Origin of the sequence: Mycolicibacterium arseniciresistens (assembly GCF_030519285.1) — a bacterium.
GTDB classification, from domain to species: Bacteria; Actinomycetota; Actinomycetes; order Mycobacteriales; family Mycobacteriaceae; genus Mycobacterium; species Mycobacterium arseniciresistens.
This window is the reverse complement of sequence record NZ_JAUMSQ010000005.1, coordinates 48,159-64,917: the sequence shown is the minus strand read 5'-3', so window position 1 is coordinate 64,917 and position 16,759 is coordinate 48,159. Positions and strand designations below refer to the sequence as shown.

At 65.7% G+C, this 16,759-nt stretch carries 16 protein-coding genes and 1 riboswitch; of the genes, 7 read left to right on the top strand and 9 right to left on the bottom strand.

Annotated features, from left to right (window positions below; all coding sequences use genetic code 11):
* Nucleotides 1-101: 101 nt before the first annotated feature.
* Nucleotides 102-485: a hypothetical protein gene (locus tag Q2100_RS01670; protein ID WP_302912588.1), complete on the bottom strand. Its 384-nt coding sequence runs from the start codon at nt 483-485 to the stop codon at nt 102-104.
* Between the two features lie 91 nt (nt 486-576).
* Nucleotides 577-2,847, bottom strand: coding sequence for a GmrSD restriction endonuclease domain-containing protein (locus Q2100_RS01665; RefSeq protein WP_302912587.1), 2,271 nt, complete (start codon nt 2,845-2,847; stop codon nt 577-579).
* Nucleotides 2,848-3,200: 353 nt separating this feature from the next.
* Here Q2100_RS01665 and Q2100_RS01660 point away from each other — a divergent pair, with 353 nt between their 5' ends.
* The gene (locus tag Q2100_RS01660) at nt 3,201-4,859 is read left to right on the top strand and encodes an NERD domain-containing protein (protein ID WP_302912586.1); all 1,659 of its coding nucleotides are present in this window, start codon (nt 3,201-3,203) and stop codon (nt 4,857-4,859) included.
* 24 nt (nt 4,860-4,883) lie between these two features.
* On the opposite strand, the gene Q2100_RS01650 is transcribed toward Q2100_RS01660, so the two are convergent.
* Complete coding sequence (locus Q2100_RS01650; protein WP_328518100.1) at nt 4,884-7,043, bottom strand: ADP-ribosylglycohydrolase family protein; 2,160 nt, start codon at nt 7,041-7,043, stop codon at nt 4,884-4,886.
* Nucleotides 7,044-7,120: 77 nt separating this feature from the next.
* Here Q2100_RS01650 and Q2100_RS01645 point away from each other — a divergent pair, with 77 nt between their 5' ends.
* Nucleotides 7,121-7,771, top strand: coding sequence for an NUDIX hydrolase (locus Q2100_RS01645; RefSeq protein ID WP_302912585.1), 651 nt, complete (start codon nt 7,121-7,123; stop codon nt 7,769-7,771).
* A 51-nt stretch (nt 7,772-7,822) separates the two neighbouring features.
* Here Q2100_RS01645 and Q2100_RS01640 read toward each other — a convergent pair whose 3' ends face one another.
* From Q2100_RS01640 to Q2100_RS01620, 5 genes are all read right to left on the bottom strand, one after another.
* Nucleotides 7,823-8,410 (bottom strand): hypothetical protein, encoded by a 588-nt coding sequence (locus Q2100_RS01640; protein WP_302912584.1) that lies wholly within the window; start codon nt 8,408-8,410, stop codon nt 7,823-7,825.
* Between the two features lie 33 nt (nt 8,411-8,443).
* Nucleotides 8,444-8,554: riboswitch (SAM riboswitch) on the bottom strand.
* Nucleotides 8,555-8,628: 74 nt separating this feature from the next.
* Nucleotides 8,629-9,588, bottom strand: coding sequence for a metallophosphoesterase (locus Q2100_RS01635; protein ID WP_302912583.1), 960 nt, complete (start codon nt 9,586-9,588; stop codon nt 8,629-8,631).
* Between the two features lie 13 nt (nt 9,589-9,601).
* Nucleotides 9,602-9,907: a hypothetical protein gene (locus tag Q2100_RS01630; protein ID WP_302912582.1), complete on the bottom strand. Its 306-nt coding sequence runs from the start codon at nt 9,905-9,907 to the stop codon at nt 9,602-9,604.
* Nucleotides 9,908-10,187: 280 nt separating this feature from the next.
* Nucleotides 10,188-10,433: a hypothetical protein gene (locus Q2100_RS01625; protein ID WP_302912581.1), complete on the bottom strand. Its 246-nt coding sequence runs from the start codon at nt 10,431-10,433 to the stop codon at nt 10,188-10,190.
* Nucleotides 10,434-10,559: 126 nt separating this feature from the next.
* On the bottom strand, nt 10,560-10,883 hold the full coding sequence (locus Q2100_RS01620; protein WP_302912580.1) for a hypothetical protein: 324 nt from the start codon (nt 10,881-10,883) through the stop codon (nt 10,560-10,562).
* A 242-nt stretch (nt 10,884-11,125) separates the two neighbouring features.
* On the opposite strand from Q2100_RS01620, the gene Q2100_RS01615 reads away from it, so the two are divergent.
* Nucleotides 11,126-11,467, top strand: a complete 342-nt coding sequence (locus Q2100_RS01615; RefSeq protein WP_302912579.1) for a PASTA domain-containing protein — start codon at nt 11,126-11,128, stop codon at nt 11,465-11,467.
* 258 nt (nt 11,468-11,725) lie between these two features.
* A complete protein-coding gene (locus Q2100_RS01610) occupies nt 11,726-12,586 on the top strand; it encodes a hypothetical protein (RefSeq protein WP_302912578.1) in 861 nt (286 codons plus the stop codon).
* Nucleotides 12,587-12,601: 15 nt separating this feature from the next.
* Here the strand turns inward: Q2100_RS01610 and Q2100_RS01605 are convergent, their stop codons facing one another.
* Nucleotides 12,602-13,477, bottom strand: coding sequence for a hypothetical protein (locus Q2100_RS01605; RefSeq protein WP_302912577.1), 876 nt, complete (start codon nt 13,475-13,477; stop codon nt 12,602-12,604).
* Between the two features lie 296 nt (nt 13,478-13,773).
* Between Q2100_RS01605 and Q2100_RS01600 the strand changes: the two genes are divergently transcribed.
* From Q2100_RS01600 to Q2100_RS01590, 3 genes are all read left to right on the top strand, one after another.
* Nucleotides 13,774-15,111, top strand: coding sequence for an MFS transporter (locus Q2100_RS01600; protein ID WP_302912576.1), 1,338 nt, complete (start codon nt 13,774-13,776; stop codon nt 15,109-15,111).
* A 70-nt stretch (nt 15,112-15,181) separates the two neighbouring features.
* Nucleotides 15,182-16,141 (top strand): nucleoside hydrolase, encoded by a 960-nt coding sequence (locus Q2100_RS01595; protein ID WP_302912575.1) that lies wholly within the window; start codon nt 15,182-15,184, stop codon nt 16,139-16,141.
* Between the two features lie 126 nt (nt 16,142-16,267).
* Nucleotides 16,268-16,756 (top strand): RidA family protein, encoded by a 489-nt coding sequence (locus Q2100_RS01590; RefSeq protein WP_302912574.1) that lies wholly within the window; start codon nt 16,268-16,270, stop codon nt 16,754-16,756.
* Nucleotides 16,757-16,759: the final 3 nt, after the last annotated feature.

Here is a 16,759-nt window from a genome sequence, read left to right as displayed (position 1 = left end):
TGTACGTCGCCGTACGCTGTCCATGCTGGAGCACGTGGACGACGTTTCGGTAGAGCGTCTCGGGCAAGATCGGGGCTAAGGGCATGAGCGAGACCGGCCTATCACGTTGTCTGGCAGTCGTTTGCGCCGTTGACCCGCTGTGCACAGCGCACGGCGATAGCCCACAATTCATCAACGTCAAATTCATCGATCGGGAAGCCGGAGGCGACACCACGATGGTCGAGGCCGACGAACCTCGCGAATTCTGCGAACCCCTCGTGTTCGCGGATCTGCGGGTACCGCCGCCAGGTGCCCTTGCCGGACAGTGCGCCCGTGGTGTCGATGTACACGCTCATCGGCGAGTACCGAAGCCCTTGCGGATGAAAGAAAATGGCACCGTTGGGAATCTGGCCGAACCAGTAGTAGGCGGCGCCTGCCGCCGAATCATGCAAGGTGAACAGTCGGCGTGCAGCTTCGCGGTCTGACTCCGTGCTCAGAGCGGCCAAGAATAGGGTCTGAGTCCAGCTCGGGCCGTGGTGAGAAGACCTGTCCAAGGTGCGATCCCGCCTCTCTCGAATGCTCTCCACCGCCCCGCTGCTATCCCCAATGCTGTTCCCGGTACTCGAGCATGTCGTCGCCGTGGAATTGGCGAGTGGAATTTCCCGTTCGTACCCAGAATTCTTCGGCGCTGGTGCCTGAACCTTTCGGTGGCTTCGCGAAAACCGGCTTCCCCGACGCAGCCACCGACACAACGCACACTGGCAAGCCGCCCACTTGGTCGAACTTGATCCGCACTGTTGCTGCGGTTGTCACAGACAAGTTGGCGTCGAGAAGTTGTCTTATGAACAGCTCGAACCCGTCGAAGTTGCCCTTACTTCCGAGTGTTTTGAGGTCGGAGTCGAGGCCCAATACTTCGCCAGCATCATCGACACCGATGAGAAGCATTCCCCCCTCGGCGTTGAGAAATCCACAGACTGTCTTCACTATTACATGCTCGAGCTTCGGATCCGGCTGGTTTGTATGCAGGTTCCACCGCGCCGTCGACTTGAACTCCGTTGTCTGTGATTCGCCGGCGGCGATCAGGTCGCCGATGGTGGCTTCGTGAGACTTCGTGTCATTACCCCACAGCGTTGTAAAGCCTTCTCGCACGACCCGTGCTATGAGTGACCGCCGCCGAGATAAGAATTCTTGGTAGTCGAGCTGTTCCCAGCCAACAGGCAGCGCATGCAAATGAACCTGCCTCTTCAGCCTGTCGGCGGACACTTTGGTGGACATCGTCGACCAGTACTCCGCGGGTCCGGTACCGCTGATCACCGAATTCTCGGCCCAATCGAGGAACGCCATATTGGCGATGGCGTTGACCTGTTTTGTGCCGCTGATGCCTTGTGTGGCGAGAAATTTTTTTGGAAAGAGATGATGTCGCTCGATGGAGCGGGGAGCGACGCTGGTCGGATCGAGCAAGTGCGGGACCTTGACGTCACTGAAGAGCACGTCCGCGTCGAGAAGGTTGAGAGCGGCGAGATACGCGAATAGCACTGGTGACCGCGGCGACGAGGTGTCGAGTCGGTTCGGGAGCGTGATCTCCCAGTAGTCGTTGGTGAAATTCGCTGTGACGATTCGATCCAGTTCAGTGATGAACGCACGGCCGTCGCCGGCAGGGAGGTCGGCGATACGGCCGAGATCGGATTCAAGTTGCGATTCCGGAGACGACGTGTATCGGCCCGTCGTGTGAGCCATGAAGAACCATCGACTGATCGCCGCGCGGAGCGACTTCAAGTCGAGCCCGAAATCTATGCGGCCGATAAGCCATAACGCATAGCTGAACAGAATGGTGTTCTCGGACGTGATCATGCGCTTACTGCGGTAACCCGCCGTGTGAAGGCACTTGAGGAACTCATGCCAGTGCGTCAGGTCGAGCGCTCTTTCTTGACTAGCAGCAAGCGCTGCGAACTGGGTGGTGCGACCCTCGGTGCTAACCACGCCTGACTCAAGATCTTTACCGCGAAGGAGGCTGTAGACGTGCTGCAACCGCGCTCGGCGAAAAGCGAGCGCAACGCCGGCTCGAAGCATTTGATCGGGGCTCGGCTCGATGTAAGGATTTCGAGGACTAGGACCTGTGACGGCGGCGTCTACCGCCGCCCTGCTGAAGGCCTCAAGTTCCCGCCGACCCTTCTCCCAATGCACAGACATCAGGGTGAGAATGAAGTCCGCCTGATTGAGTTTCACACCCTCCGAGTTGATCCGGACGAAGATCTCGGCGACTTCCTCTTCGTCGGCTTTGGCGGCCAGCTCGATGACTTGGAAGCGGAACTCCTTCAGGTCGTGAACTCGGTCTAGCCGGTCCTCGAGGAGGTCCTCGTCTGACTCACTGAGTCCATCGTCCCGGACTTCATCCAACCGCTTCAAGAACTGGCGAACCGTCCGCTTGCGTCCGTCGGTCCACAGCGCGGTGATGTCGGGGATGAATTCCGGATCCTTCTCAATAGCTGCGTCCGTGACCTCGAAGGTCTCATCGGACGGACGGAAGCCGATCCGGATCTGCTTCTTCTCGAAGGTCTTGGTAAGGACCTTCTGGCCAGTGAGCACCGCGTACAGCGAAGTCAACCGCTGTTGACCGTCAACTATCAGGTACTGGGGTGCGCGATCTTCGCTGTCCCCGATCTTGCGGGTGCCCGTCTCGACGCCGGTTTCCCAGAGCATGATTGTGCCGATCGGATACCCGCGGTACATGGAATCGAAGAGGTCGCGGCACTTCGCCGAGGACCAGACAAACGGCCGCTGAATGTCCGGAAGGGCGATGCGACCGGCGCCTATGTCGAGAACAAGGTGGCTGAGCGTGTATCCGGTGTCCTTGTAGAGCGCAGGCAACTGCGATTCTCCCCTTCTTCTACGTCCCCCGACGGCAAGTGTTCGATCGGCTTCGCGCCGCGCCTATTCGAATTTAGCCGAGTAAGCAGGGGACGCGCGGGCGTCTGGCCCACGTTCGACTCGAACGGCTGCGTCGCACGCGCAGAACCAAGAGAAAGCACTCGCGGGAGTTGTGAGCATTGTCGTCATAGGGAGCCGGCTGCCCACGACGGATATGGATGAGCGCACGGACGGCTCGAACGTGGATCCGCTTTGGCGACACATGCAGAGCCGTCGTTAGCATCGGGCACACTGCAAACGGGGGTGGCCATGAGACAAACCGTGAAGGACGCGGAACTACCGCAGGGTGCGTCATGACCATCACTCCCGACGAGACTCCACGCCTCGCCAACGCTGCCGAGCGCAAGATCTACCAGGCGCTCCTCGAGCAGCTCGAACCCAACGATCGGGTGATCGCCGGCCAGCGTGTCACTGACCACCTCAAGGATCACGAGGTCGACTTCGTCGTCGCCATCGAAGGCGCCGGCATCGTCTGCCTCGAGGTCAAAGGCGGCGACGTCTGGCACGACGGTGCAACCTGGTGGCAGGGCGGACGCGGACGGCAGCGAACGATCGAGCCGGTCCGCCAAGCCCGTGAGGCCTGCTACGCGCTACGCGAGTTTATCGAAAAGGACGAGCGCTGGACGCAGGGCCGGCTGCGGTGGGACCACGTCGTCGTCTTCCCCAACGCCGATATCGCCGCCGACTTCGCGCTACCGGAGTGCCCGCGATGGAAAGTCATCGACCGCAACGACCTACCCAAACTCGTCGACAAGCTGCGTCACGTCCTCGTCCGGCAGGAACTCGACCGGCCGCTGCTCGGCCGCGACGGACTCGACCAGCTCACGACGGCGCTGAGCGGCAGGGGATTACCTCAGCGCAGTGTCGTCGCCCGCGCACTCGCCAACCAGGACGCCGCCGACGCGCTGACCGAACACCAGGCCGTCATCCTCGACGCCATCCAGCTGCTCCACCGCGTCGAGGTCCGCGGAGGAGCGGGCAGCGGTAAAACCTTCCTCGCCGTCGAGCAGGCTCGTCGACTCTCCGCCCGCGGCCAGCGTGTCGCCCTCGTCTGCTACTCCCACGGGCTGGCGTCCTACCTTGAACGCATCACCGCGAGCTGGCCGCGCCGCCAGCAGCCCGCCTACGTAGGCGAGTTCCACGACCTCGGCAAACTGTGGGGTGCACCAGCGGGCCCAGACGAGTCCGTCCGCAACGAGGCGACCGTCAAGTTCTGGGAGCACGACCTGCCGCTCCAAATGGCCGAGCTTGCAGCAGAACTCGAACCGGGTCACCGCTTCGACTCGATCGTCGTCGACGAAGCGCAGGACTTCGCCGACGCCTGGTGGGATCCGCTACTCGCGGCGCTGAAAGACGACGAGACCGGCGGCATCTACGTCTTCACCGACGAGGGGCAGCGGGTGTTCAGCCGTCACGGGTCCCCACCGGTGCCGCTCGTCCCGCTGCTGCTCGACCACAACCTGCGCAACACCCGCCAGATCGCCAACGCCTTCCAGCCGCTCGTCGATCACCCGATGCGGTTCCTCGGCGGCGAGGGTCCGGCCGTCCGGTTCGTCGCGTGCAGTCGCGACGAGGCCATGGACGCCGGCGACGACCAGATCGACGCCCTGCTCGACGAGGGCTGGCGCGAAGAGGACCTCGCGCTCCTGACCACCGGCAGCCGCCACCCGGAACAGACCGAGCGGCAGAAGAACGGACATAAGGCGTACTGGGACACCTTCTGGGACGAGAGCCAGGTGTTCTACGGTCACGTCCTCGGTTTCAAGGGCCTCGAGCGCCGGTGCGTCGTGCTCGTCGTCAACGACGAAGGCAAGTTCGACCGCTCCCGGGAACGGCTGTACGTCGGACTGTCCCGCGCCCGCGATCAACTCGTCGTCTGCGGTGACCCGGACTTCATCCGCGAGGTCGGCGGGCCGGAACTCGCTAGGCGGCTGAATCTTCCGACGCGCTGAGATGTTTCCCGGAGCTTCGCCCTTTCATACGAACCCCTCGTCGGTCAGCACCGCGCCGTCGATCGTGATCCGGTGCGCCTGCCCGGAGCCGCCGACCACGCGGCACCAACTCTGAACGTCCAGACCGCCGTCGCGCAGCACGATGTTGAACCCGCCGTACATGCCCGGCACGGGGAACCACAGCTTCTCACCCGGCACCTCGTGTAGGAAGCCGACCGATGGGTAGCGGAGTACCTCGCGCGGGTTGCGGCCGTCGTACAGGACACCGCGGATGCGGCCGTCGATGACCGCGGCGAGATTCCGGTCGAGCGCCTCGATCCGTCTGTCCGACAACGGGGTCGGCGGCGGCGCCAGGAGCTTGGCTACCTCCGCCTTCAACGGAGTGTCGCGGTCGTGGCGTTCGGTGAACACGTCGTAAGGCGTCCGTCCCTTGGCGTCTCTGAGCGAACGTAACGCGCCGCGGCCGACCAACCCAGTCACCACATCCGGCGAAGCACCGTGCCAAGCCGCCTGGTGCAGCGGCGTGAACCACGCCTTGCCGCCGGGTCGCCACCAATTGATGTCGACCGGCTGCTCGGGGTTGTCGAGCATCGCGAACACCGTCGGCCAGTCACCTGCCTTCGCCGCGTCGGCGAACTCGTGCGCGGTGGTCACGACGTGATCGACGAGCTGGCTCGGGTCCAGGACGCCGCGCCACACGAACTCAGGGTCGGGTTCCTCATCGTCGAATTCCGCGGTGGGCGTGGCGGCCGGCGGCTGCAGCCGCTGCAACGCCGCGCGGAAAGCGTTGTTCGGGTTCGCGGCGGGCAGGACCCGCACCACGTCGGCGAGGGCTTGGTCGACGCTCACACCGCGCAGCCGCGACCCGTAAAGCGCAGCGACAGTGGGTGTACGGCTGAGCGCTTCGACGCAGTGCACCAGCACGGTGCGGCCCTGCCGTCGAAGCTCCTCGACGGTGTGCACCGCGTCCAGCAGGACGAAGTCGAGGTGCGCATTGTCGTCCGGCGTGCTCCGGTCGATCAACCACACCTCGGCGTGTGGCATGCCGGTGGGAACGTCGCGGTCACCGACGCGGCACAGCGACACCACCGCGTCCACATCGGCAGGCAGTCGGCGCAGCGCACCGATGCCGCCCAGGACGACGCCCTCGTCATACGGGTGCCGGGCGAGGGCGTCGATCGAGTAGCCGGCGTACGAGGCGTCGAAGGTATCCGGCCTACCTCGGCGGCCGATGGCCGACGCCAGGTCGACCAGGCCGCGCGCCGTGAAGCCCGGCCACCCGTGCAGCAGCGTGCGCCACCGCACCGGAACCGCGGACGCCCCGTAGGCGGCGCCGAGAAGTCCGCCGGCGATCGCGGCGACAGTGTCGGTGTCGTAACCCGACCGGACCGCCGCGTTCAGGGCGAGCCGCAGGTGGTCTGCTCGGAACGTTCCGGCTCCGGAGTCCTCGGCGGGCACACCGGTCGTGACGATGGCCGACCACGCGGCCTGCAGCGCCGTCACGACCCAGCCGTTGTTCGGGAACGATGACGGCACGCCGGCCTCCGCGGCGTCCAGGCGCTCGGACCACAGCTTGCGTCGGTTCCCGTCGATGTGCCGCAACCCGATTCGGACGTCGATCTGTCCGGTGAGCACCGCGTGGCGGATGGCGCACGTCCACAGCACGCAGGCATCGCCGGCGTCCGGGTCGTAGTGGGTGAGCTCGCTGAGGGCGCGGGCTGCTTCGACCATCGCGTTCTCGTCGTCGAGGTACGCCAGCGCCACCGGGGCCGTCCGCATCAGCGATCCGTTGCCCGCCGTACGGCCGCCACTTTCGTGCAGCTTCTTCGCTTCCCGGCGTGCGTGAGCCGCGGTGAGAGCGCCGGACCGAGCGGTGGCACCGAGCACCTTGCGGGTCTGGATACCGACGTCCTTCGCCGTCAGCGACCAGGCGTGCCACCGCGCGACGATCGAATCCTGAGCTGCCTCGTCGCGGAGGTCGGCGCCGGTTGCCGCCACCTCGGAGATCGCGATGGCCATGGCCGTGTCGTCGGTCCACTCACCAGGCTCCCAGCCGCGGCCGCCGACCATCTCGACGTCGAGTTCCGGTCCGCGCGGCGGGTCGAATTCGTACGGCGCGCCGAGCGCATCGCCGGCAGCCGTCGCCAGCAGAACACCGACGAATCGGTCGTTACGTGCTCCCATGAGATCCCCCTCAACTATTTGCGCAATTCTGCGCTAATTACCTCACTGTACGCTGATGCACCGACATGGTTGGCGAAATGTTCCGGGACGGCAGCGGGCGGACGCTCGCCGACTACCCGCGGCCGTCGGTCGCCGTGGACACCGCGCTGCTCACGCTCGACCGCAGCCTCGGCTTGGTGGTGTTGGAGGTCCGGCGGCCGACTGGTCGCGGGTGGGCGCTACCAGGCACCTTTCTCCACGAGCACGAACGGCTGGCCGACGCTGTCAACCGGTCACTGTGGGACAAGGCGCATATTCGGGGTCTGCGGCCGCGGCAGCTGCAGGTGTTCGATGCTCCCGGTCGCGATGACCGCGGGTGGGTGCTGTCCGTGGCACACATCCAGGTGGTGCATGCGAGTCGGCTCGAGGATCGTTTCCATGACTCGACACGGTTGGTGCCGGTGACGCAACCGGGCCGGCTGCCGTTCGACCATGCGGAGATTGCGAAAAGCGCAGTGCACAACATTCGCTCGCGGTACAGCGACGAGCCTGACCCGGACCATCTGCTCGGGGATTCGTTCACGCTGCGTGAGCTACGGCTGGCACACGAAGCGGTGATGGGCCGGGAGCTACAGCGCGACACCTTCCGACGCACGATGGAGCCGCGGCTCGTCGCGACGGGTGAGACCACCGCGGGCGGCCGCGGGCGTCCCGCCGAGGTGTTCCGTCGAGCCGCTGCCGAGTCCTGATCCTCGGTTTTGCGCTCGAGCGGATATCGATGCGGTGTCCGACGCCGGCCCTTAGTCCCCGAGAAGGCGGGCGAACGCGTCCTCCGAAGCGCTTCGGCTCGGCGGCCATGTTGCCCTCCACGTCCTGAGCGGGATGTCAGCCAGTGGGTCGAAGGCGGCGGCGAGCCGCGGGTACTCCCGTCGGCGCCACTCCTTGAGTTCGTGATCGCCGTTCGAGAAGGCGGCGAGGCGCTCCTCCTGCACATGGCGGACCGCCGGCGCCGCACTGAGTCGCGCGCCGGCTCCGTTCATCAGGCTGTGCCGGCCCAGCGCGAACGGTCGAAACCCCCAACGCGCGACATAGGAATCATTGACCGCCAGGCAGGTCTCGCACGCCACGTAGGCCCAGCGAGACCGCCCACCCGCGGTGCCGCGAAAACAGATGACGCACAGATCTTTCGCCCGAGAGACGTCGTGCTCCGGCCATCGCTCGGGGTTGTCCTCGTCCCTGCACGACTGCCACCGGATGGGCAGGTCTGGCCGCGCTCTACTCCTGCGCTGAATCGGCCCCCGAATCCCTCCGCACGGGATGTGGACCGACAACTCGTCGATCCGCGCTCGCACTGCCGCATCCGCGGCGCTCAACTCCGGCTCGGTCACAGCTCACTCCTCGCGGCGACGCCGCGCGCGGGCGTCCACCTCTTGCACGCATCCGTGCCGGCTCTTCCCCTGGGGCACCGTGCGGTGGTCGTGCGGTTGCCGAGACGGCGGGCCAGGTACCCGTACAGCCGTCTGCTCGAGAGCTGATTCCAGGCTAGCGGGACGCACTGACAGGTGGATAGGTCGAAAGTGCGGGCAGCGGGTATCTATCGAGGGGCTTAAGCGGACAGCACGTAATGCCCCGGCCGGATCTCGTCTTCGCCGTCCCAACGGTATGCGACAAGATTCCCCGTTTTGACCGCACTGAAATCGACGCACGCGGAACGCCTCGTGTAGTCGCTGCCGGCCTCGGGTGAGCCGCTGCGCCAGTAGTGCCCGTAGAACACAGGGACGTCACCGCGGTACGTGTAGGAGCTCTCTGCCGGATCGACCGTGACGTCGGGCAGCTCCGGATACGCCTCGCCACTGGCAGTTCGGAAGTTGCCGTCCAACACCGCGAGCTGACGCAGTGTGGTCGCGTTCTCTCGCCACCACGCCACTCGGGCGCGACTGCGGGGGTGGCCGTCTTTGTCGTAGTAGGGCTCGAGCCGATGTTTCGCCAAGTCGATCTCGGGCCCCTTCAGCAGGACTTCGATTGCCTCATACAACGGGTCTTCCGTGTCCGAGGCGCGGACGAACTGCTCACGAGCGCTGAACCGATTCGACCCGAGCGCCTCCTCGACCACCCGCATCGACGGTTCATGCCAGCAGGCGTGCACCACGCGGATGTCGCCGAGATCCAGCCACAGCGGCATCGCCGCGAACCACTTCAGGTAGCCGGCGCGCGCCTCGCCGTCGACCTGGTCGAGGAACGCTCGGTGCTGGTTCGTGTTCTTCTCGGAGCGCGGCCGGAGATGCTCGCCGGGCCGGTCGGGATGCTCGGTGTCGTAGGCGACGGCGTTGAACTCGTGGTTGCCCATGACGATCTGGGCGCTTCCGCTGTCCACCATCCGTTTGACGGTCTCCAGCACCTGCAGTTGTTCGCCGCCGCGGTCGACGAGGTCTCCGACGAAGACGACTTGCCGACCTGGCTGCTCGTACGCTCCCGATTCGCCTACTCGGTACCCGAGTCGCCCCATTAGACGCGTCAACAGCGATGCGCAGCCGTGGACGTCGCCGATGATGTCATAGCCCGTCATGCTCATTCTCCCTTCAGAATTCGGTGAACAGGACGCGGTAGGTGTCGTCTGCGCTCACACAGTCGATGCTTCGTTCGCCATCCCGTTCCGTCAGCGTCACTCCGTACTGCTTCTCGGCTTCATGGAAGATCTCGAGCAGCAGTTCGCCCGAGACCACCGTGTCGATGTCGGTGATGGCGTACCGCGCATCCACCCTGTCGGCCGCGATGAAGTCGAGCACCACCCATGCGACATACGATGCGTGACTGACCATCCCGCCGTGTTGACCGAGCGACTGGCCTCCCGACAGATTCTTGATCCACAGATCTGAAGTCGTCATCGTCCCTCCCATCAGCGGCGGGCCGATTCGACCCGCAGGTCAAGTGGGGAAGAAAGAGTGGGCGAGTCTGCGAGCGAGCAGGTGCTTCGAGCTCTGCGAACTGCCTCGACAACTTCCACCTGCAATGTACCGCGAGGGTCCGACAGGACGCTCGTCGGCATCGCTATGACGAAAGCGCTTTGACGCGCCGAGTGATCCGCCCCATGAGTTCGCCCTCGACGTCCATGCGCAGGCGCACCGGACTCGCACTTGACGGTGGCACCGACACCGGCCCGACCTTTCAGTCGCCGTCCGCCTTCATGGGCCCATGCGAATTGGGATACTCAGGCGGGAGCTCGCCCCAGTGGTCCAGCCCGCACGCACCGTAGAACCACTCGTAGCTGAACTCCGGATGGCGTCGCTTGAACTGATCGGCCAGTCGCCGCGCCGATGCCGCCGTCCGCTCCCGGTCTTCCTCGTCGAGCTCCAGGTCCATGATCCGCCGGCGGAAGGCGGCCGCGGCGATGAAGTGCGTCTTCCAGACCACGGCCTCCTCCTATCCCTATCGCGTGTACGGCCGACGCATCGTGTCAGCTGCCACCGACAAGAACGTCGGCGGGCAGCGAGTCGCGAGCCGGGCCAAGGCGCCGGGGGAGGAGCGCGGGCATCGCGGCTATCGGGGCGGCTGCTCGTCCTCCGGCGGGTCGGGCTGCCGGTCGTTACGCGAGGCCGCGAAGATGACGCCCCCGATCTTGAGGTGTGGGGACCGGAAGAAGGCGGTGATCACCGACATCGCGACGCAGAACCCCGCGATGGTCAGGCCGCGGTGCGTGTCGTCGTGGCCGGCGGCGAGCACCATGAGCACGCCACCTGCCAGCCAGCAGATCCAATACGCCCGCCGCCGGTCGCGCCTCGTGGACAGGAAAGCGCCGCCCACCATGCCGATGGCGACGACACCGAATCCCGCCCAGAAGGCGATGTCCGCTGACATATCCACCCATCGAGCCTAAGTCGACCGCAGCCACATGAGACGCGACAAATCTTGGTGCCGGCTTCACAGGAAACCGCGAAAACGCACAGCCGGTCGGCAGCATGTTGCCATGAGAAAACTCTGGTCTTGCCAGGGTTGTGACAGGCATTCTTCGCTCATCGCGGGCCCTACGGCGCTGTAGCACTGCGACACGCCGACCCGACTGCCCACGGTCCGCGCCACTGCTCGAGCACAAACTAGGAGTCCCCATGAAGATGCATGCCCTCCGCGCCGCAGGCGCTCTCGCGCTGCTCGCCCCCGCCGCAATCGGACTTGCCGGTCCGGCGGCAGCCGACGGGCCGACATTCGTCATGCCGTCGGTCGAGAAGATGAGCCTCCAGAAAGCCACCAAAACCATCGACAAGCTCGACCCCAACACGAAATTCGTCATCAAGTCTCACAACATCGACGGCCCAACGCAGCAGAAGCAGATCGACTTGATGTACTGGGAAGTCTGTTCCCAATCACCGGCCGCCGGTGCGGAATTCACCCCGAACGAGGACATCGAGATGTCTGTGTCTCGATTTTTCGACGGCTGCGGCGACAAGTAGACGCATCGCCGGAGCGAGTGAGCATTCGTGGTCGTGATCAGCGGCCGAGGACAACCACGGCTGCACTTTCGCGGGCAGCCTTGGCGGTCAGAGGTCGAGCCGAAGAGTCGGACGCGCCGGCGCATATGACGGCCTCTGCAGGAGCGCGTCGGCGAGACCTGACGGTGCTTCTAAGCTGGGCTCGAGCGTTGCCATCCTGGGCGCCAGTGGCTAACCACTCAGCACTCGAATTGTCATACCTCGCTGAGACAATGATCTGTGTCGCAAACGATTCATCACCGCCTCCACATCCTCGAGGCCGCCGACTGGAAAGCCGGCGTCATAACCCTGCTCGAACCCCGCTCGCCCTACCGGCCCTGGCGCTACGCCTTCGGTGAGGCGCGCCCCGGCGACTACGCGATCCTCGTGCTCGGCACCGACCCGGCGTCGGTGCTGACCGTCCTCGCCCGCGTCGGCGACGAAGGCGGCCTGAGCGGGGCACTCCTGAATCAGCGATACGACGCCGACCTGGTCGACCTGACGACCGTGGCGATGCTGCTCGACCTCGGGGACGACGCGTTCAGCAGCTGGCGCCTCGACGACGACGCCGCCGAAAGGGTGATCCTGGCGCTGCACGAAAGCCCGATCTACGGCGACCCGTTCTACCGCTGGGGGCATTCGTCGACCGCCGCCGCCCGCAACCTGCTGAGGTTCAACGGCATCTGCCATGGCTGCCTCGACGAGGTCGACCTCAGTGGCGCCCACGCGCGCGACCAGGTGTTCGTGCACACCGTCGACCCGTTGCCGCGCCCTGAGCCCGGCCTGCCGATCAGGGCCGCAGATCAGGCCAGCGGTAGGCGGCCCTACATCGCGTCGCTGCGCGAGGCGACCGCCGACTGGCCGGCGGTCATCTGCCGACGGTGTCGGGACCGGATGCGCGACGGCGGATTCCGAAGCTTCGTCGCCTACCGGTTCGCCCAACACCCCGCGTGCCCGGACTGTGGAGGGCAGCGCACCAAGTCGATCTCCTACGGCATGCCGTTCGAGCCCCAATCGTGGGGACCGTGGTTGTACATGGGTGGCTGCTGCCCGCAGGACGCGCAGTGGCACTGCGACGTGTGTGACCACGAGTGGGTATGACGGCGAGCGGTCACTTCACAGCGGCCGTCGCCCGGCCTGCTCGTCGGACGCCAAACGCACCATCCGGTTGAGCGAGTTCAGTTCTCGGAGTGCGGCCATACCGTCGCGGTGCACGCGGTCGCGGTAGTCGGCGAAGGCATGGACGCGGGCAGCCAGTAGTGCGATGGCTTCCTTGCGCTGCAGCCTGTCTTCCTCGATGGCAGCGCGGACATCAGGCTCGTCACGCAGCCGTCCCCACTCGAGGGTCTCCGTCGCTCTCCGGTCCTCGGCGATCTGCCGGGCGCTGGCGCCGACCTCGGCCACCTCATCCCACAGGTCGATGGGGACGATCCCGACGGCATCGGATCGGCGGCCGGGATCCTGCTCGATCTCGGCGGCGATCTTCGCCGCGCAGTACGCGAGGGTGCCCTCGTCGTGGGTGATCATCTCGTTCAACGTGCCGCTGTCCTCGGCGTCCATGCGGTCGGCGTGTAACCGTGACTGCGCGGCCTCAGCGCGGGTGCGGACGTCGTGAAACGTCCGGATCTGCGGACCGGCGGACACGGACAGGATCAGCAGCACGATGAGAGTGGCGGCGAGACAGCCGCCGGCGGCGGCGGCCGTCGTCAGCTGCTCGGTGACGATGCCGATGAGCGCCAAAGAAGCGACGACGACGGCGCACGTCTTGGCGATCTGCACCGCGCGCAACGCCGAGGGCGTCGCGAGCTGGTCAGGGTGGGGGAGTCGCCCGTCGCCGCGATAGCGGGCCGCGACGAAAGCGAGGTACTTCCGGTCGGCGGCCGTCTTGGGCGAGACACTCGTGAGGCGCTCCCACCGGGAGGGCATGTTCGACCGCTGGAACACGTCTCTGGGCGTGATCGGACGCGTGCGCTCCGGTCGCCGCTCGTCCATCGCCGTGTCCTCCTCTGACTCCGACGATAGTGATCGGGTCCGACGGCGTTGGATCGTAAGCTCGCTCCCGCGGGCCAGTAAACCCATCAACAAGCCATACCTGCGTGAGCGCTGAACGCAGCAATCGGGCCAGCCCTCGAACGTGACCCGGCCGTTGGCATTGTCTGCCAAAGACTCCCCGTCGAACTTGTCTCCTCGTCATGTGTGCTTACTCACCCGCCGAACCTAGCGTGATGAACCTCACAACTTGTCCGCTCACGTATCTCCCCAGGTTTTGAGGGGACAGAAAGGCTGCGATGCTTACGCCAGCAAAGAAAGCCACGCTCGGCAGTTTCGTCGGCACGACGATCGAGTGGTACGACTTCTTCATCTACGGCACGGCCAGCGCGCTGATCTTCCGCCACGTGTTCTTCCCTGCCCAGGACCCGGTGGTCGGCACCCTGCTCTCGTTCGCGACCTTCGGCGTCGCCTTCCTCGCCCGGCCGCTCGGCGGACTCATCGTCGGCCACTTCGGCGACAAAGTCGGCCGCCGGCCCATGCTCGTGCTGACCCTCGTCGTCATGGGCACCGCGACCGGCCTGATCGGCCTGCTCCCCACCTACGCGTCGATCGGCATCGCCGCGCCTCTGCTCCTCGTGGGTCTGCGCTTCATACAGGGACTTTCGGTCGGCGGCGAATACGGCGGGGCCGTTCTCATGACGGTGGAACACGCGCCCAAGCACCGGCGCGGTCTGTACGGAAGCTGGGTCCAGGCGGGATCGCCTGCCGGCCAGATCATCGCCAACGGCGTCTTCCTGATCACCACCTCCATGATGTCGCGGGAGGATCTTCTCGCGTGGGGTTGGCGAATCCCGTTCCTGGCGAGCTTCATCCTCGTGGCTGTAGGGCTGGTCATCCGGCTGCGCGTGGAGGAGAGCCCGGAGTTCAAGCGGCTGGAGAAGACCAACGAGAAGGTGACCAGCCCGCTGGTCAGCGTCCTGCGGAAGTACCGCAAGCAGGTGGTCTTGATGGCCGGTGCCTACCTCGTGCACGGTGTCGTCATCTACGGTGCCGCGGTCTACAGCCTCAGCTACGGAACCACTCGCCTCGACTTCAGCTACAGCGACATGCTCCTGCTGATCCTGCTGTGCCAGATCGTGGTGCTGATCCTGATCCCGACGTTCGCCAACATCGGCGACAAGGTGGGCATCAAGAAGGTCTTCCTGATCGGCAACGTCGGCATGGGTCTCATGGGCATCCCGTGGGTGATGCTGCTCGACACCGGCAGCTTCGGCCTCGCACTGCTGGGCTACCTGTTGATCTTCATCCCGTACGCCGCGACCTACGGAACCATGGCCGCCTTCTTCGCCAGCATCTACGACAGCCGGGTCGGCTACTCCGGAATCTCGATGGGCTATCAGCTCGGCTCGATCATCGGCAGCGGCCTGACCCCGCTGGCGGCAGCCGCGCTCATCGCATCCACGGGAACGGTGGTCACGTTCGGCGTCTACATCGGTGTGGCGGCCGTGCTGTCGGTCGCTGCCACCATCTATCTCACCGCACACACGGAGGAGCCGGACGACGTCGTCACGCCGACCCATCCCGAAATCCGCGTGGCGGTGACGAAGACGCCGGTGGACCGCACGCCCGCCTAGGTCATACGCTGACGCCGCCGGACTGGTAAATCCAGTCCGGCGGCTAATGCGTTTCCCGTCAGGAGCTCATGTGGCGCGACCTGTCATCCTCGACGTCGACACCGGCATCGACGACGCCCTCGCGCTGATATTCGCGCACAGGCGAGGCGATCTCGACGTACGAGCGATCACCTGCGTCGCAGGCAACACCGGCGTCGACCAAGTCGTCTTGAACACCTGCGCGGTGCTGGACCTGCTCGCGGCACCCGACATCCCGGTGGCGGCGGGCGCCACCCGTCCGCTCGTCGAGCCGCCACGCGACGCCTCCTGGGTGCACGGCGCCGGAGGATTGGCCGACCTCGCTCTCCCGCCCAGCGCCCGGCAGCCCGCCGCACTGCACGCCGTCGAAATCCTGCGTCGCGAAATCCTGGCCGCCGCCACGCCGCTGACCGTCGTCGCGCTCGGGCCGCTGACCAACCTGGCCCTGTTGATTCGCACCTATCCGGACGTCGTCAACCGGATCGAGCGCATCGTCTTCATGGGCGGCTCCGCGTCCACCGGCAATGCCAGCCCGGTCGCCGAGTACAACATCTGGCACGACCCCGAAGCTGCGGCGATCATGCTGAACAGTGGTGTGCCACTGACGATGTACGGCCTCGATGTCTACCGTCGCGTGATCGCCGACACCGCGCTGCTCGGTGAACTCAAGGCGTCGACGGATCCACTACAGCGGGCCGTCGGTGCTCTGCTCGGCTTCGAAGTCGCGGCGCCGACGGGCGAGACCTACGCCAACCCACTGATCGGCGACGCCGGCGCGGTGTGCGGGCTGGTGGCGCCCGAGCTCTTCGAGTTCGAGACCTGGCCGGTGCAGGTCGAATTCGCGCGCGGACTGAGCAGAGGTCAGACGCTGGTCGACCGGCGGCGAACACTCGGGGAAGACGCCGTGCACGACAGCCGCCGCGAGCCCTGGCCGCGCATCGAGATGGCGATGAGCTGTGATGCCGAACGGGTCATGGCGTTGTTCAAGGATGCCCTGCGCCCGAAGGACTGAACACTGTGTGACAGCAGGATTGGTCACTGACACTGCCCTGCATACCGCAGAAGTGGCTACTGGACCGTCCAGCGGTGTCGCGGGGACCATGGGCGTGGTACCGCCACTCGCCACCAAAGGATCACGATGACACAAGCGTCCCCGACCACACACCGGCACACGAGAACACTGCAGAGGCTCGACGAACTCGGGCTCACGCTGCCGGCGATCGCGGCGCCGGTCGCCAGCTACGTCCCGGCGGTGCGGACGGCGAACCTGATCTACACCTCGGGCCAGCTTCCCCTCGTGTCGGGCGCGCTGACGCATCAGGGCAAGGTCGGCGCCGACGTGTCCCCAGAGGACGCGGTCGACGCCGCACGCACCTGCACGCTGAACGCCCTGGCGGCCGTCGGCGCTCTCGTCGACCTCGATTCGATCGCGCGCGTGGTGAAGGCTGTCGGATTCGTCTCCTCGGCAACGGGATTCACCGGTCAGCCCATCGTAATCAACGGCGCCAGCGACCTGCTGGTGTCGGTGTTCGGCGACGCGGGCCAGCACGCACGATCAGCGGTCGGCGTCGCGGAACTGCCGCTGAACGCACCCGTCGAGGTGGAGTTGATCGTGGAAGTCGCGTGATGG

Excerpts from the sequence above, each read along its gene's own strand:
- Q2100_RS01635 (WP_302912583.1), bottom strand. The coding sequence starts at position 9,588 with ATGACGGGCTATGACATCATCGGCGACGTCCACGGCTGCGCATCGCTG.
- Q2100_RS01615 (WP_302912579.1), top strand. The coding sequence starts at position 11,126 with ATGAAGATGCATGCCCTCCGCGCCGCAGGCGCTCTCGCGCTGCTCGCC.
- Q2100_RS01605 (WP_302912577.1), bottom strand. The coding sequence starts at position 13,477 with ATGGACGAGCGGCGACCGGAGCGCACGCGTCCGATCACGCCCAGAGAC.
- Q2100_RS01630 (WP_302912582.1), bottom strand. The coding sequence starts at position 9,907 with ATGACGACTTCAGATCTGTGGATCAAGAATCTGTCGGGAGGCCAGTCG.
- Q2100_RS01660 (WP_302912586.1), top strand. The coding sequence starts at position 3,201 with ATGACCATCACTCCCGACGAGACTCCACGCCTCGCCAACGCTGCCGAG.
- Q2100_RS01650 (WP_328518100.1), bottom strand. The coding sequence starts at position 7,043 with ATGGGAGCACGTAACGACCGATTCGTCGGTGTTCTGCTGGCGACGGCT.
- Q2100_RS01645 (WP_302912585.1), top strand. The coding sequence starts at position 7,121 with ATGTTCCGGGACGGCAGCGGGCGGACGCTCGCCGACTACCCGCGGCCG.
- Q2100_RS01600 (WP_302912576.1), top strand. The coding sequence starts at position 13,774 with ATGCTTACGCCAGCAAAGAAAGCCACGCTCGGCAGTTTCGTCGGCACG.
- Q2100_RS01590 (WP_302912574.1), top strand. The coding sequence starts at position 16,268 with ATGACACAAGCGTCCCCGACCACACACCGGCACACGAGAACACTGCAG.